The organism is Meiothermus ruber DSM 1279 (assembly GCF_000024425.1).
GTDB classification, from domain to species: Bacteria; Deinococcota; Deinococci; order Deinococcales; family Thermaceae; genus Meiothermus; species Meiothermus ruber.
In genome coordinates this window covers 2,682,520-2,698,384 of record NC_013946.1, presented here as the reverse complement: position 1 = coordinate 2,698,384, position 15,865 = coordinate 2,682,520, and the positions used below count along the sequence as shown (strand labels likewise).

The window sequence follows — 15,865 nt, the reverse complement described above, 5'->3', positions numbered from 1 at the left end:
ACCACCTCACTCAACAAACCAAGATTGAAACCATGGAACGTGGGCAACGTATGTGGCTGGATAAAGCGGCTCATCGGTATTGAATCCTTGGGTCGAGCAGGGCATAAGACAGATCCACAACCAGATTGACGACAACAAACACCAACGCCACAAAGATTACCCCTCCCTGCACTACTGGATAATCGCGATTGAGAATGCCCTCGTAGATCCAACTGCCAATGCCCGGCCAGCTAAAGATGGTCTCGGTCAGAATGGCACCACCTAAAAGGGTTCCAAACTGCAGACCGATGATGGTTACGACGGGGAGCAGGGCGTTTTTGAAGGCATGCCGCCAGATCACCACCCGTTCGCTCAGACCTTTGGCTCGAGCGGTGCGCACATAATCCTGTGAGAGCACCTCGAGCATAGCGCTACGGGTGATGCGGGTCAGGATAGCCAGCGGGATGGTGCCCAGGGTGATGGCTGGCAAGATCAGGTGCTTGGCTACATCCCAGAAGGTCTGGGGTTGAAATAAAGCATCTAGGACGTAAAACCCCGTGATGGGTTTAAAAAGCGCATCTACATCGATGGAAAGCCTGCCGCCCGCAGGTAGCCACTGCAGATTTACAGCAAATAGGTAGACCAGCAGAAGGCCCAGCCAGAATACCGGCAGCGATACCCCCAGAAGCGAAAACGAGGTGGCGAGGTTGTCTATCAGCGAGTTTTTGCGGATGGCTGCCAGTATCCCAAAGGGAATCCCGATGATTACGGCAAACAAAGTTGCGGCGATGGCCAGCTCAAAAGTAGCAGGCCAACGACGAGCCAACTGCTCTTTGACGGTGAGCTGGTTAAAGATACTGGTTCCCAGATCACCTTGCAGCAAGTTGCCTACAAAAAAAAGGTACTGTTCCCAAAGCGGGCGCTCGAGGCCCAGCTTTTCCCGTAGAGCAGCGATGCGCTCCGGCTCAGCGCGCTCGCCCAGCATGACCACAGCAGGATCGCCGGGTATTAGATGAAGAAACAAAAAGACCAACAGCGATATCCCAAAGAGTACCGGGATGATGCCCAGAAGACGCCTAGCTGTATAAGCCCACATGAGATAATTACCTAGCTTTCAGATGATATAGGTCTTGGCCGAGGATGTGAAGCCTATAGGTTAGAAACAGGTAGAGACCAGCCTGGCAACGCACTTTGACTGAAATACGCCATACCAGCTTTCGCTTTGAAATGACTGGGAGACCCAATAAAAAAGGGCGTAGCGCGCTACGCCCTAGAGGAGATATCTTTTATCGCTTCACGATGTCTTCGAAGGACTCGCTGCCAAGTGGGCTGGGAACCCAGCCGCTGATATTGGCCCGCTGAGCAACCAGGGGCTGGCTGTGCACAATAGGGATGCGCAGAGCAAGGTTGAAGGTGATCTCATCAGCTTGCTGATAGAGCTTCACACGTTCAGCCTGGTTGGAACTGGACGCAGCTTTGGCTAGCACGCTGTTGAGCTCCTTAATGTCGAGCTTATTGCCAGCGCTATCGAAAAGGTCGCTGATGGGAGAGGCGAAGTGTGGGTCGAAGAAGTTGGAGGGGTCACCGTAGTCGCCAGTCCAGCCCAGCATGTAAGCCTGGAAGCCCGGGGGGTTGCGGCGGTCGTTAAGGTAGGTGGCCCAGTCCTTGGTCTGGAATTTCACGCGAATGCCAATGGCCGAGAGGTCAGCCCCCATGGCCTCGGCTATTTCTTTAGGGGTGGGGAAGTAGGGGCGCGAAACCGGCATGTACCAGAGCTCGAGGTCAAAGCCATTGGGATAGCCGGCCTCGGCCAGCAGTTGCTTGGCCTTGGCGGGGTTGTACTCGTAGTCGGTTACTTTGGGCGAGTAGTAGGTTTTGAAGCTACCAGGCAAGAAGTGGCCGTTGGTGACACCCAGATCACCCCAGAAGGCTTTTACAATCTCCTTTTTGTTGATGGCCATAGCGATGGCCTGACGTACCCGCACATCGGAAAGCGGCTTGTGGCTGGGGTTCAGTGCCAGATAGCCCACGTTGAAGCTGGGGCGGAAGACCGCGCGGAGGTTGCGATCGCTTTGCAGATCCTTGAGATTGGCCGGGGGGATGTCGGTGGTGAAGTCAATGGAGCCAGCCTTCAGCTCAGCCAGACGTGCGGCGGGGTCTTTGATAAAGCGGAATACCACGCCGTCGCTCTTGGGGGAGCCTTTTTTCCAATAGTTGGTGTTCTTCTCGAGAATCAGGCGATCGCCCGGACGCCACTCCTTAACCTTGAAGGGTCCCGTACCGACGGCTCCACCTGCGGCCGTACCGTACTTGGCCCCGGCAGCCTTGATGGCTGCAGGGCTGGCTATGCCAAAATAGCCCGATCCGATGGCTACTGGAAAGTAGGGTACAGGATTATTAAAGGTAAAGCGCACGGTGTACTTGTCTACGGCGCTTACGCTGGCTAAGAAGCTACCTTTTTCACCTTTGTAGCCGCCGAAAAGCTCACCCCAAATTTCGTAGTTGGAGCCACCGCTAATGCGGCTGGGGTCTTTGGGATCCCACCAGCGATTTACGTTGAATACCACCGCATTGGCATCAAAATCGGTGCCATCGTGGAACTTAACCCCTTGACGCAGGCGGAATGTCCAGGTTTTACCATCGGGAGAGGCGAACCAGCTAACCGCTAAGCCTGCTTGAGGATCGGTGGAACCCGGTTTGAAGTCCACCAGGGTATCGTAGATCTGCCGCTGGGCGTAGATGGAAATTCCATCGGTGATGTTGCCCGACTCTAGGCTTGCGGGTTCCCCGTTGGAGCCGAACACCAGGATTTTTTGGGCCATCCCCAGGCTGCCCAATAACCCCAGAGCCAAGATGCCTAACAGCCTATATTTCATCTGCTTCCTCCTACCTCGAGCCTGGCTCGAGCGCTGAAACGCTGCAAATAAACGACTTTTGCTTCAAGCAACCTGACCAGGACTCGGTAGATATAACTACAGAGCGAAGTATACACCTGCCGCTTAGAACGTAAAGGGGGGGTCTGTGCGGGCTCGAGCCATCTCGCAGGCTACCTGCTACCATGAGATATATACCTCTTGTTGATCAGGAGGGCTAACTATGGGTAACGAGATTCAGAGACTGCACGTGGTTGAGGTTAACGCAGCCGAGCGCTACAGCGAAACCGCCTTCTGGCACAAACTACAAAAGTTTGCCCGTAAGGCAGGCCGCGAGGTGGTGGAAAAAGCGCTCTGGCTGTACTACACCCTAAAGCGCCCGGAGACCCCGGCCTGGGCCAAGCGTACCATCGTGGGCGCGCTGGTTTACTTTATCCTGCCCTTCGATCTGGTGGCCGACCTAGCCCCACTGGTGGGCTTCACCGACGATTTAAGCGTCCTGCTGGTGGCCATTGGTACGGTGGCTGCGCACATCACCCCCGCCATCAAGGAGCAGGCTCGACGAAAAGCAGATGAGTGGTTTGGGGAGCCGTCTCTAAACTAACCATGGGCGCCCGGCCAGGGGCCTGGTGTCCGCTCGGGAATTTCCATTGCTTTAGTCTCAGACTTATAAAGCCGCATACCCCTGGCCTGGTAGTTAACCAGGGCCGCCGGGCTATCCAGTGAGCAGGTATGCACCCAGACCCGCTTGGCCCCCAGGCGCCAGGCCTCCTCGAGCGCACAGGTCAAGAGATGCCCCCCCAGCCCCATCCCGCTAAACTGCGGCAGTAGGCCGAAATACACGATCTGCACCTGGTTATCCGGCTGCACCTCGAGCTGAAAGTAACCCGCCGGCGTACCTTTCAGAAACAGCACCCAGGTATGCAGGTGGGGGTTCTGGGCGTACTCGAGCCACTGCTGATACGTCCAGTCGGCCTTTTCGTACCAGTACCAGTCGCCGCCCACGCTGCGGTAGAGGAAGTGCTGCAACTCGGCGCTGGGAATTTCGGCTTTGATAAGCTGCAACCCCTCCATCTCAACGCGCTTGGGGCGTAGTTCATGGGGGGCGCGCATCTCCAGGTAGTAGGTGGTGACCTCCTGCTGCATGGAACTATTTTTGGGCCTCGAGCCGCTCGAGCAAATCCTGCCGCACCGGGTGAAAGGCGTCAAACACCACGCTGTCCTCAAGGAAAAGCACCTCGTGCTCCACGTTGGAGGGAACGTGCACCAGGTCACCTGCGCCGAGCTCGAGCCACTCCTCCCCAACCCGCATGCGCAGCCGCCCCGAGACCACCAGGGTGATCTGCTCGTGGGGGTGGGCGTGGGCGGCCAGGGGCGAGCCTGCTTTCCCCTCGGCCCGCAGCAGCATCAGATGCTCACCGGCAAAAGGGCGCAGCACCGCGCCGGGCACCTCGAGGCCCCTCAGACTGGCGGACTGGGCATACTTGGTTTTCATAGGTCGCTCCTCTAAGGCTAGTGGCCACCCAGGTAGGCTTCCTGAATCTCGGGCCGGGCTGCCAGCTCCTTAGCCGGGCCGCTCATGGTGAGCTGACCGGTCTGCAACACATAGCCCCGGTGGGCAATCTGCAAGGCCAGCCGGGCGTTCTGCTCTACCAGCAGAATGGTTTTGCCCTGCTGGTTGAGCTTCTGGATGATCTCGAAGATAAAATCCACCAGCACCGGGGCCAGGCCCATCGAGGGCTCGTCCATCAGCAGCAGCTTGGGGTCTTGCATCAGGGCGCGGCCAATGGCCAGCATCTGCTGCTCGCCACCCGAAAGCGTGCCCCCCTTCTGGTTGCGGCGCTCAGCCAGGCGGGGGAAGAGGGTGAAGGCCTGCTCCTTGCGCTCCTGCACCACTTTGGGGTCGCGGATGAGAAAGCCGCCCATATCCAGGTTCTCCTCCACCGTCATGCGCGGGAAGATGCGCCGCCCTTCGGGCACGTGCCCAATGCCCAGCCCCACGATCTTGTCAGCGGGCAGCTTGTGGATGGGGCTGCCTTGGTACAGCACCTCGCCCTTGCGGGGCTTGTTCATCCCGCTGATGGTGCGCAGGGTGGTGCTCTTGCCCGCGCCGTTGGCGCCAATCAGGGTCACGATCTCACCCTCCTCAACCGTGAGCGAGACGCCCTTAAGCGCGTGGATATGGCCGTAGTAGGTGTGGATGTCCTTGACTTCAAGCAGAGGCATGGGTACCCCCTCCAGCCTGCCCGGCGGCACCTTTGCCCAAATAGGCCTCGATAACCCGAGGGTTGCTCCGGATCTCAGCGGGTAGCCCCTCAGCAATCTTGGAGCCGTACTCGAGCACCGCAATCCGATCCGAGATGCTCATTACCATAGCCATGTCGTGCTCGATCAGCACGATGGTCAGACCCAGGTCGTCGCGCAGCTTGCGCACCCGCACCTTGAGGTCTTCGGTCTCCTGCTCGTTCATGCCGGCTGCCGGTTCGTCCAGAAACAACAGCCTGGGCTCCAGGGCCAGGGCCCGGGCGATCTCGAGGCGGCGCTGCTCCCCATACGAAAGCCCCGAGGCCAGCTCTTCGGCCCGCTTGTCCAGGTTCATGTAGGCCAGCAGCTCCATGGCCCGCGCTTTCGCCTTCCGCTCCGAGGCGTGAAAGCGCGGGGTATGCAACAGCACGTCCAGGTAGCTCTGATGGGTGAGGCTGTGGTGCCCTACCAGCACGTTCTCCAGCACGGTCATGGCCTTGAACAGCCGGATGTTCTGGAAGGTGCGACCAATGCCGGTGCGGGCTACTTTATCCGGCGAGTAGCCGGTGATGTCTTTCCCAAAAAACACCACCTTGCCGGTATCGGGCTTGTAAATTCCGGTCAACAGGTTGAAGAAGGTGGTTTTGCCGGCCCCGTTGGGGCCAATCACCGAGAAGATTTCTTTGGGTCGTACTTGAAGGCTCACGTTGTTGACCGCCACCAAGCCGCCAAACTTTTTGGTGGCGTTTTGTACATCCAGGGCTAGCTCACTCACTTGCCACCACCTTCCTTGGCCTCCTGACGGGCTTCCTGTAGTTCGGCCCGGTGCCTTTGCTCGGGTATAAGCCCCTCAGGCCTGAAGATCATCATCAGAATCAGAATCAATCCGAAGACCAGGCGCTCGTACTTGGCGGGGTTGAGCTGGGGAGGCAGGTTGGCCATGTTATAGCCCAGGATGGTCACCCCGGTCTGGCGCCAGGTGTTCAGGAGGTCGGAGAAGTCCTTGAGGATGCCGATGTTGAGCACCGTGACCGCCGCCGCACCCACCACCGCGCCACCGATGGAGCCCATGCCGCCCAGAATCACGAAGGCCAGAATATTAATGGAGGCTTGCAGGGTAAAGGACTCGGGGCTTACGAAGGTCTGCTTGGCGGCGAAAATGGCCCCCATCGCACCGGAGAAGGCCGCGCCGGTGGCGAAAGCCAAGAGCTTGGTGGGCAGAAGCGGAATGCCCATGGCCTTGGCGGCAATTTCATCCTCGCGGATGGCTACCCAGGCCCGTCCAAAGCGGGAGTTGGCCAGCCGGATGTTGACCAGCACCACAATGCCGATGACCACCAGCACCAGCAGGTAGAAGAAAAACGCATAGGCGATGGGTTCGTCAATGGGCCGACCGTACAGGCGTTCGGCCCCAATGGCCCGCAGGAACTCGGTGAGCGGCCCCACCTCCGGTCGGTTGACTGGGGTAATGCCCTGTGGGCCGTTGGTGATGTTGAGGGGCTTGTCGAGGTTGTTGGCGAAGACCCGTACCACCTCACCCAGGCCCAGGGTCACAATAGCCAGATAGTCGCCCCGCAAGCGCAGGGCTGGTAAACCGATAAGCACCCCGGTAATGGCCGCTGTTATAACCGCCAGGGCCATGAATAAGTAGAGGTAGTTGCCCGGCAGGCCCTCCGAGGGGTAACCGGGGATGAACTGGGCTGCCTGTGGCGAGCCAAAGATGCCCCAGGTGTAGGCTCCAATGGCGAAGAAAGCCGCAAAACCGAGGTCTAACAGCCCGGCCTGCCCGACCACCACATTGAGGCCCAGAGCCAGGGCCGCAAAAATACCGATCTGGATGCCCAGCTCGAACAGGAACGAGTTGGTAAGCCCGGCAATGGGCACGGCAATGAACAGGATGGCCGCCCCCAGCGCAACGCGCACCAGGGTGCTCAGGTTGGGCAGCAAAAACGCTGCTACCAGCACCCCCAGCAGGCCATAAAAGGCCAGCTTATCGCTGGGGTTGAGCCGCAGCAGGAGCGTCAGGGCCAAGGCCAGCACGGCCAGCAAGCCCGAGCGCCAGGCGGTGGGCAGCCGGCCCAGGCTGACCAGTCCAACCGAGAGCAGCATGGCCAGGTTGGTCAGTCCATTTTGGGGTGCTAGAAAGGCCCCGAGTACGGAGAGGGCCGTGAAGACCACGGTAAAAGGAAGCATGAACGGGCTCATACCTTCTCACTCACATTCTGACCAAAGATGCCTTGTGGTCTGAACAGCAGCAGCAGCACCAGTGTCAGGAAAGCAAACACATCTTTGTACTCGGTGCCAAAGTTGCCGTTGGTTAGGAAGGGCAGGTAGGTGCCCGAAAGGGTCTCGAGCTGGCCCAGAATAAGCCCCCCGACCATTGCACCGGGGATGTTACCGATGCCCCCCAGCACCGCCGAAGTAAAGGCTTTGAGCCCTGGCAGCACCCCGGAGTAGGGGGTTACGTTGGTGTAGAGCAGGCCAAACAAAACCCCTGCCACCCCGCCCAGCGAACCCCCAATCAAGAAGGTGCGCGAGATGATCACATCGGGGTTGATACCCATCAGGGAGGCCGTTTGCATATCCTGTGAGACGGCCCGGATGGCCTTGCCCAGCTTGGTGCGGTTGACCAGGTAGGTGAGCCCGATGAGCATCAGGATGGAGACCACGATGATGATGATGCCCTTGACCTGAATGATGGTCTGAAAGGGCAGCTCAAAGGTCTGGTTCAGAGCGTCGTAGGTACGGTACTGCATGTTGAACTCATTGTGGCGCAGCGCGGCGTAGATACGGGTCAGGTCTTGCAGCAAAAACGAGACCCCAATGGCCGTGATCATGGGCACCAGGATGTTTTTGCTGCCCCGCTTGCGCAGGGGCCGGTAAGCGAAGCGCTCAACCAGAACAGCCATGATGCCCGAACCCACCGCGGCAAAAATCAGGGCCACCAAGAGCAGCACAAACGGATTGGCGATCACCGGTGATTCGGGATTGCCCCAGAAGCGGAAGACCTCGAGGCCGATCACCGCCCCGATCATGAACACCTCGGAGTGGGCAAAATTAATCAGCCCCAGCACCCCATAAACCATGGTGTACCCCAGGGCCACCATGGCATATACGAACCCCAAAAGCAGCCCCTCGAGCAGGGTTTGCGGTAGGATGGCAAACAGATCTGCAACCGTCAAGTAAACCTCCTAGTCTTTATGATTATACGAACACACGCATAAAAAACCATACAAGCGTGCGTTCTTTCCAGCTTTAGCCTGCCAGAGTATATAGGCTGCAAACCAACCTGACAACGGGTTGGCAATGCTGAAAATTTGGATAAAACTGACCATCGGGTCAGTTCCTTGATATTTCCGTAAAAAAGCTTCTAATACCGTTTTTGCTTGAATCCTTCACCGCCCTGCGTAGTCAGAGGTGAAGGATTCAAGCCGACCGAAGGGAGTAGAAAAGCATTTCGGTAGTATCGTTTAGGCTTGCCACCGTGAACGATACTACCGAAATGCGTATAAATCCAGAAGCGCGCGACCGGCCGATGGGGGGGTTCTGTGGGCTGTACCTGGAGGTTTTTCTGGAACAAACAAAAAAGCCCCCGCGCAAACGGGGGCCTTTGATGGATAAGCAACCCTACTGGCGAGCAGCCGGGGGTGCGAACTGAATCACGCGCAGTACTTCGCCGGGGTACTTGGCCTCTTTCAAGCCTACGACGTAGTAGTCGGAAAGCTTGCGGTCACCCTTGCTGTCGAACTCAATGCGACCGGTGAGGCCGTCCATCTTGACCTCGCGCACCGCACGGGCCACCTGCTCACGGGTGGGCTTACGGCCATTATTGGCTTTGATGGCAGCCTCGAGGCCAGCTAGGATGACGTTGGCCGAGTCGTAAGCATACACCGCATAGGCCTCGGGGTCTTTGCCAAACTTGGCTTTATAGCGCTGGGCAAAGGCCGCGGCTTTGGGCAGGGTGCTGATGGGGCCGGCGGTAGTGGTGAAGAGCACACCCTTGGAGGCCGAGCCGGCGATTTTGACCAGGTCGGAGGCGTCCAGACCGTCGCCGCCCATGAAGGTGGCGGTAATGCCGCGCTCGCGCATCTGCTTGACCAAGACACCGCCCTTGTCGTAGATGCCGCCGTAGTAGACCAGGTCGGGGCGCTGGGCGCGCATCTGGAGGATCAGGGGCTGGAAGTTGGAGGCTTCCTCGGTGCCCACCAGGGCCACAACGGTAGCACCCAGCTCTCTGGCGCGGGCAGCGAAGGCTTCGGCCAGGCCCTGGCCGTAGGGGGTCTTGTCGTGGATCACGAACAGACGGCTGCGCTTGAGTATCCTAACAGCGTACTCAGCGCCCACCGGGCCCTGCACGTCGTCGCGGCCGCAGATGCGGTTGACGCTCAGGTAGCCGCGGTCGGTCACGCGGGGGTTGGTGTTGGCCGGGGAGACCATCACCAGGTTGGTGTCTTTATAAATCTCCGAAGCCGGAATGGCCACGCCGGAGTTCAGGTGGCCCACAATCCCCAAGAGGTCGGGGTCGTTGACGATACGCCGGGCCACAGCCACGCCCACGTCGGGGTTGGCCTGGTCGTCCTGGGGGGCGAACTGGAGCTGGAAGCCAAGCTGCTGGAAGCGGGCCTGGGCGTCCTCGATGGCCATCTGCGCACCCTGCGCAATGGCAGTGCCCAGACCCGACTGGGGCCCGGACAGGGGCGAGACCGAAGCGATCTTGATCACGTTGGACTGGGCCGAGGCTGCACCCAAAGCCAATGCGCCCAGTGCTAGAATTGCGAGCTTTTTCATGCCGATTCCTCCTGAAGAACAACAAGTTAGCCTTAGCTGGCTGGCCTATTTTACCCGACCCATGCAGCGTTGTGTCAATCTGGGGGGATGTTTTGCCAACCAGCCAATATGAGCCTACACAACCCTGATAAAAATGCAAGATTATGTACTTTGTGTGATTCCTGATCCAGGTCAGGGCCTGTGCATCCTCCTTTAGGTGGAGTGGCATTGACTGGTTTTAGTAAGACCACCACGCACAGCCGATGAAGCCTTACATCCGCTACAAGCGGTACGGCAAAAACCTCTGCTAGGTGCTAGTACTCGGCCAAGTACTGGTCAAGTTCCCACTGGTGCACGGCGATTCGGTAAGAGTTCCATTCCACCTGTTTGGCATGTAAGAAGTCTTTATAAATTTGCTCACCCAGTGCAGCCCGTATAACCCGGTTCTTTTGCAGGGCCTCGAGGGCCTCGCGCAGGGTTCCGGGCATCTCGCTTACGCGGTATTTGCGCCGGTCGCGCACCGAAAGCTCGTATACGTCGCGCTCGATGGGCGGTGGGGGGGTTAGGTTGTTCTCGATGCCCTCGAGGCCCGCCCCCAGGATTACCGCCAGGGCCAGGTAGGGGTTGCAGGAGGGGTCGGGAAAGCGAAACTCGGCCCGGGTGCCTGTGCCGCGCCGCTTGGGCACCCGAATCATGGCGCTGCGGTGCGAGACCGACCAGGCCACACTGGTGGGGGCCTCGTAGCCGGGGGTCAGGCGCTTGTAGGAGTTGACCAGCGGGTTGGTGATGGCGGCCATGCCCTCGGCGTGCTCGAAGAGGCCGGCGATGAACTGCAGAGCGGTTTTGGAAAGCTGATGGGGCCAGACCTCGAGCCTCCCCTTTGGCTCATAAAAGGCATTCTCGCCATTTTTGAAGAGCGACAGATGGAAATGCAAGCCCGAACCGTTGATGCCGGCAATGGGCTTGGGCATAAAGGTGGCATGCAGCCCATGGTTGATGGCAATTCGCTTGACCACAAACTTAAGGGTGGTTAGGTTGTCGGCCGCTTGCAGGGCATCGGTGTATTTGAGGTCAATCTCGTGCTGGCCGGGGGCGCCTTCGTGGTGGGCGGCCTCGAGCTGCAAGCCCATCCGCACCAGCATGTCCACCATATCCCGGCGGGCCTCCTCGCCTTTGTCGGTGGGGGCCAGATCGAAGTAGCCGGCCCGGTCGTAGGTGTGAATGGTGGGGCCACCCTCCGGGCTGCGGTTGAACAGAAAGAACTCCACCTCGCTGCCCACATAAAGGTTATCGAAGCCTTTTTTCTGGGCTCGCTCAATCTGGCGCTTGAGCGCTTGCCGGGGGTCGCCCTCAAAAGGCTTGCCATCGGGGTAGGCGATGTCGCAGATGAGGCGGGCCACAGCCCCTTTGGTGGTGGGCTCGAGGTCGCTTGGATAGACCACAAAGGTGTTGTAGTCGGGTTTGAGCAGCATGTCCGACTCCTCCACCTCGGTGCGACCGAACCCTTCGATGGAGGAACCGTCGAACATAATTTCGCCGTCCAGCGCTTTCTCGAACTGGGTAACCGGCAGCTCGACTACCTTGTTGATGCCTAAGATATCGGTGAACTGTAGGCGTAGAAAACGCACTCGCTGGTCTTTGAGTTCCTGCAATAGGTCTTGCTTGGTTCGCGCCATATATACAGCATACCGATAGCCTCTAGCCTTGTAACGACGATCTTTTTGCGCAACCGGTCATTGCAGGTGAATCCGCTTCGATGTGGATGTGTGTTAAGGAAACTTGTAATCCTTCTCAATCTTTGAGCAAACGCAGACGCTATCATTGGGCCGTTTGTGGCGCTTTAGCCATCTGGAGGAATCATGAAAAAAACCTTGTTGGCAGTAATGGCTTCGTTGGGTATCGGTGGGGCGGCTCTGGCCGATGGTTTTTCCGTTACAGGCAACCTGCAGTTTTTGCCCGACGTTGGCCTGGTGGGTGGGCAGTTTACAACCCCTTACCGCAGCTACCGGGGTACTGCGGTCAACTACACCTTCAACCTGTCGGATAACGTCGTGGCTGGAGCCAGTCTGCGCCCAGGTTTTTTCGCCGGGCAATTGGTGCTGGCCAGCCGCGCCGGGCTGGTAGGGGTAGCCAAGCTCAATGAATCCAATGCGGGTTATGTAGAAGGAGCCCTCCGCCTGGGCTCGAACCAGGTGATTTTACCTGGGCCTTTTGGCTTTGATTTCGACGCAGGAGGGGAAATTTTCATTACCCAGCGCATCGCCAGTGCGGCGGTGCTGTATGGGGGCGCGGGCCTGGACGCCACCTTGGTGGTGGCGCCGTCGCTTTCGCTCAATGCTGCGGCCAACGCCTATGCCGGCTTGAAGCTGGAGCTTACCCGTGAGCTGAACGCTTATCTGGAAGGAGGTCTTCGCTATCCTTTCGGCCTGAGCCTGGGTTATGACATCACCACTTCCTTGTACTACGAAGTGATGCGGGGGCTGCGGCTGGGGGTATACGGCGGCTACACCAACGCCAGCGGCGCAGCGGGGGCCTGGAAGCTGGGCATTGCCGGCGAGTGGACGGAAAAACCCGAGACCCTGGGCACGCCCGGCAACTACCTGCCCTGAGCTTATATGCAAGAGCTTGCCTCCCTTGCGGGAGGCTTTTTTTAGCGCTGGGTCATGCGGTAGATGGTGCCGCGGTGATCCACCACATACAGCTCACCCTCGGCATCCTCACCAAAGGAACTGATGTTTAGATCGGTCTTAAGCACCTCCCGGCTCTGCCAGCCGCTGCCCTGAGGGGTAGCAGCCCAGATGCGACCGCTTACGTAGTCGGCATAAAAGTAGGCCCCGCGAAAGGCCGGCATGGCGCTGCCCCGGTAGCGATAGCCCCCGGTGATGGAGCGGCCCTGGTCGTGGGTGTAGGTCAGCACGGGCATAACCAGACCGTTGCGGTTGCAGTTTTGCGGGGGGTTGAAACACCGATTCCCCTCCATGATGCGCCAGCCGTAGTTCTCACCGCCCTTGCTGCTGGCGGGTTGAAAGTGCACCTCCTCCACGGCGTTCTGCCCGACATCTGCGACCCACAGGTCGCCGGTCTGACGATCAAAGCTGAAGCGCCAGGGGTTGCGCCAGCCATACGACCAGATCTCGCTGCGGCGTCCGGCCAGAACAGGGTTATCGGCGGGGATGGCATAGGCCCGGCTGCCCTCGCTACGATTCACATCTATGCGCAGGATCTTGCCCAGCAAAGTGTCAAGCCGCTGGCCGGCGTTGAGGGGGTCGCCGGCCGAGCCCCCATCGCCCATGCCGATGTACAGCATGCCGTCCGGGCCAAAAGCAATCATGCCGCCGTTATGATTGGCATAGGGCTGCTCGATGGTGAGCAGGGTTTGAGCGGAATCTGTCTCGGCGCGGTTGCCGTTTGCCCGGTAGCGGGCAATTACGGTGTTGCCGCTGCGGTTGGTGTAGTTAATGAAGAACAGGTTGTTCTGGCGGAAATTGGGATGGAAGGCCAGCCCCAAGAGGCCCCGTTCACCGCAACAGGCCACCAGGCTGCTTATATCCAAGAACGGCTCTGCGAGCAGCCGCCCGTTCTGCCAGATGCGGATGGTGCCGCCCTGCTCGAGGATAAAAAGCCGCCCGGTGTCATCTGGGGAATAGGTGAGAAACAGCGGGCGGTTCAGGTTGTTGGCGATTGGAACCAGGTTAATAGATTGCGCAGAAGCCAGGCCAAACCACAACAGGGTAAAGCAAACAATCTGTCGCATAAACGCAGTGTAGCCAAGCTTTTTCTGAGGTCGGTGTGTGCAGGCTACAGGTTGACCCGCCAGATCTGCCCTTTGGTCTCATGACATACAGCTCACCCTGCCGGAGTTGGGGTTTTTGCAGTGATGTCTAGGAAGGCTTGGCTGCGTGAGGCTTCGTTTTTCGACGAGCCGCTGCCGGCACGAGAGGGGATGGGCCGGATGGATTGGGGATAATTCCAGTCAACCCGCACATCCGGCAGCATGTAAAAAACCTCGAGCCCCGCTGCTGTAAACTTAGCAAGCCGTTCTATATCGAAAACTACACCAAATTTATTTCGCTTTGCATGCTACGAAGTAATGACGTAGTACTGACCTGGCATCGGTATAAAATAGCCTTGCAACATTGCGAGGAGGAACCATGCGTCGTAGAGAAGTACTCAAAGCGGGTTTGGTGGGTGGAGCGGCACTGGCCGGGCTAACCCGGGCCCAGGGTGGCAGCTTCACCATGACCATCGTTCACATCAACGATACCCACGCCCACCTCGAGCCCACCGGTGGCCTCACCCTGGGGGGGCAGCGAGACCAGCGCCTGGGGGGGTTTGCGCGGGTGATCTCGCTGTTTGACCGCCTGCGTGCAACCGCGACCAACCCCCTGTTTTTACACGCGGGCGATGTGTTCCAGGGAACCCTCTACTTCAACCAGTACCAGGGGCTGGCCGACCGCTTCTTTTTGCACCGCATGGGTATCCGGGCCATGGCCCCCGGCAACCACGAGTACAACCTGGGGCCGGATGGGCTGGCGAACTTTTTGAATGGGGTGCGCTTCCCGGTGGTCTCGGCCAACACCGACGTCTCGAGGGAGCCCAAGCTGGCCGGGCGCATCAAGCCCTACGCGGTGGTGAGCGTGGGAGGGCAGCCGGTGGGCATCATCGGACTGACCACCCCCGATACCCCCATCATGTCCAGCCCCGGCCCCAACGTTCGCTTTACCGACCCGGTTTCGGCCACCCAGCAGGCCGTGGTGGAACTGCTGGCCAAGGGTGTGAAGTACATTGTGGTGCTCTCCCACCTGGGCTACTTGCAAGACCAGGAGCTGGCCCGCAAAGTGACGGGGGTACAGGTGATTGTGGGCGGCCACAGCCACACCCTGTTGGGGCAAACCCCCTTCCCCGAGCTGCGCCCCGGGGGGCCTTACCCCACCATCGTGAAAAACCCCGAAAACAAAGATGTGTTGATCGTGCAGGCCTGGGAGTGGGCCAAGGTGGTGGGCCGCCTGCAGGTCACCTTCGATGAGCGGGGCGAGCTGGTGGCTCACCAAGGCCAGGTGATTCCCCTGACCGCCAACCTTCCTGAGGATCGCTTCGCCCTGGACGCTATTACAGCTTATGGCATGCCCATCGCAGCCTTGCGGGCCCAGGTGATCTCCAGGGCCGCTGTGGTGCTCAACGGTGAGCGCAACGATGTGCGCCGCCGCGAAACCAACCTGGCTAACCTGATTGCCGATGCCATGCTCTGGAAAACCCGCCAGGCCGGTACCACCATCGCTCTGCAGAACGGGGGGGGCATCCGCACCACCATCCCGGCGGGGAACATTACGGTTGGGCAGGTCAACGAGGTACTGCCCTTTGGCAACACCTTGGTGGTGCTCGAGCTCAAGGGCAGCGAGGTTCTGGCCGCGCTAGAAAACGGCGTTTCCCAGTGGGAGCAGATTGCAGGCCGCTTCCTGTCGGGGGTGGCTGGTATTCGCTACACTTTCGACCTTTCCCGCCCAGCGGGCAGCCGGGTGACCCAGGTTCAGGTGCAGACCCCCACCGGCTTCCAGCCGCTCGACCCCAACGCCACCTACCGGGTTGTCACCAACAACTTTATCGCCAACGGTGGGGACGGCTTTGCCGTCTTGCGGGATGCCAAAGGCCTCCGGGTGGATACGGGCTTTGGCGATGCCGAGGTGCTCATCGAGTACCTGCGCACCCAGCCTTCCTGGGAGCCGCGCCTGGAAAACCGCATCACCATCCTCAACGAACCGCGCAGCCAGCGTTGGGAAGGCCCCTTCTACACCGATCGCTTTTTGCGGGTGGGGGTCTAGTACCTAAATCCAAGGTGAGGGCGCTGGGGTGGGGGGAGGTCACCCGCCCCAGCCCGCCCTCTTTTTTTCAATTGCCCCATGCCAGCTCCAGGCCACCTTTCCTGCAAAGGAATCCCAGTGCCATGGGATGGTTGCTCAGATGCTGAAGCCGATCCGCTCCCAGGCGCGGCTGTCCGGCCCCTG

At 59.3% G+C, this 15,865-nt stretch carries 14 protein-coding genes; 3 read left to right on the top strand and 11 right to left on the bottom strand.

The features are described 5' to 3' along the window. Positions 1–70: 70 nt before the first annotated feature. Both MRUB_RS13365 and MRUB_RS13360 read right to left on the bottom strand, forming a co-directional pair. Positions 71–1,075: an ABC transporter permease gene (locus MRUB_RS13365; protein WP_013014907.1), complete on the bottom strand. Its 1,005-nt coding sequence runs from the start codon at positions 1,073–1,075 to the stop codon at positions 71–73. Between the two features lie 190 nt (positions 1,076–1,265). Further along, positions 1,266–2,855 carry an ABC transporter substrate-binding protein gene (locus MRUB_RS13360; RefSeq protein WP_013014906.1) on the bottom strand — a complete coding sequence of 530 codons (1,590 nt, stop codon included), beginning with the start codon at positions 2,853–2,855 and terminating at the stop codon, positions 1,266–1,268. A gap of 220 nt (positions 2,856–3,075) precedes the next feature. Between MRUB_RS13360 and MRUB_RS13355 the strand changes: the two genes are divergently transcribed. Then, entirely contained in the window at positions 3,076–3,456 is a 381-nt protein-coding gene (locus tag MRUB_RS13355) for a YkvA family protein (protein WP_013014905.1), read from the top strand. Here MRUB_RS13355 and MRUB_RS13350 read toward each other — a convergent pair. The 8 genes from MRUB_RS13350 to MRUB_RS13315 all read right to left on the bottom strand — a co-directional run bounded on the left by MRUB_RS13350 (position 3,453) and on the right by MRUB_RS13315 (position 11,539). Beyond that, the gene (locus tag MRUB_RS13350) at positions 3,453–3,998 is read right to left on the bottom strand and encodes a GNAT family N-acetyltransferase (protein WP_013014904.1); all 546 of its coding nucleotides are present in this window, start codon (positions 3,996–3,998) and stop codon (positions 3,453–3,455) included. The two genes, MRUB_RS13355 and MRUB_RS13350, sit on opposite strands and share 4 nt — an antisense overlap. Before the next feature lie 4 nt (positions 3,999–4,002). Continuing rightward, positions 4,003–4,347 carry a cupin domain-containing protein gene (locus tag MRUB_RS13345; RefSeq protein ID WP_013014903.1) on the bottom strand — a complete coding sequence of 115 codons (345 nt, stop codon included), beginning with the start codon at positions 4,345–4,347 and terminating at the stop codon, positions 4,003–4,005. Positions 4,348–4,364: 17 nt separating this feature from the next. Further along, entirely contained in the window at positions 4,365–5,078 is a 714-nt protein-coding gene (locus MRUB_RS13340) for an ABC transporter ATP-binding protein (RefSeq protein ID WP_013014902.1), read from the bottom strand. Continuing rightward, entirely contained in the window at positions 5,065–5,871 is an 807-nt protein-coding gene (locus MRUB_RS13335) for an ABC transporter ATP-binding protein (protein ID WP_013014901.1), read from the bottom strand. Before MRUB_RS13335 ends, MRUB_RS13340 begins: the two co-directional genes overlap by 14 nt. After that, positions 5,868–7,301 carry a branched-chain amino acid ABC transporter permease gene (locus MRUB_RS13330; protein WP_013014900.1) on the bottom strand — a complete coding sequence of 478 codons (1,434 nt, stop codon included), beginning with the start codon at positions 7,299–7,301 and terminating at the stop codon, positions 5,868–5,870. Before MRUB_RS13330 ends, MRUB_RS13335 begins: the two co-directional genes overlap by 4 nt. Continuing rightward, positions 7,298–8,278 (bottom strand): branched-chain amino acid ABC transporter permease, encoded by a 981-nt coding sequence (locus MRUB_RS13325; RefSeq protein WP_013014899.1) that lies wholly within the window; start codon positions 8,276–8,278, stop codon positions 7,298–7,300. The genes MRUB_RS13330 and MRUB_RS13325 overlap by 4 nt, the downstream gene beginning before the upstream one ends. A gap of 445 nt (positions 8,279–8,723) precedes the next feature. Beyond that, a complete protein-coding gene (locus MRUB_RS13320; protein WP_013014897.1) occupies positions 8,724–9,884 on the bottom strand; it encodes a branched-chain amino acid ABC transporter substrate-binding protein in 1,161 nt (386 codons plus the stop codon). 293 nt (positions 9,885–10,177) lie between these two features. Continuing rightward, positions 10,178–11,539 carry a glutamine synthetase family protein gene (locus MRUB_RS13315; RefSeq protein WP_013014896.1) on the bottom strand — a complete coding sequence of 454 codons (1,362 nt, stop codon included), beginning with the start codon at positions 11,537–11,539 and terminating at the stop codon, positions 10,178–10,180. A 183-nt stretch (positions 11,540–11,722) separates the two neighbouring features. On the opposite strand from MRUB_RS13315, the gene MRUB_RS13310 reads away from it, so the two are divergent. After that, positions 11,723–12,472 carry a hypothetical protein gene (locus MRUB_RS13310; protein ID WP_013014895.1) on the top strand — a complete coding sequence of 250 codons (750 nt, stop codon included), beginning with the start codon at positions 11,723–11,725 and terminating at the stop codon, positions 12,470–12,472. Positions 12,473–12,513: 41 nt separating this feature from the next. Here MRUB_RS13310 and MRUB_RS13305 read toward each other — a convergent pair whose 3' ends face one another. Further along, positions 12,514–13,617, bottom strand: coding sequence for a PQQ-dependent sugar dehydrogenase (locus MRUB_RS13305; RefSeq protein ID WP_013014894.1), 1,104 nt, complete (start codon positions 13,615–13,617; stop codon positions 12,514–12,516). Between the two features lie 397 nt (positions 13,618–14,014). Between MRUB_RS13305 and MRUB_RS13300 the strand changes: the two genes are divergently transcribed. Continuing rightward, positions 14,015–15,682, top strand: coding sequence for a bifunctional metallophosphatase/5'-nucleotidase (locus MRUB_RS13300; protein ID WP_013014893.1), 1,668 nt, complete (start codon positions 14,015–14,017; stop codon positions 15,680–15,682). The last annotated feature ends 183 nt before the right edge of the window (positions 15,683–15,865 follow it).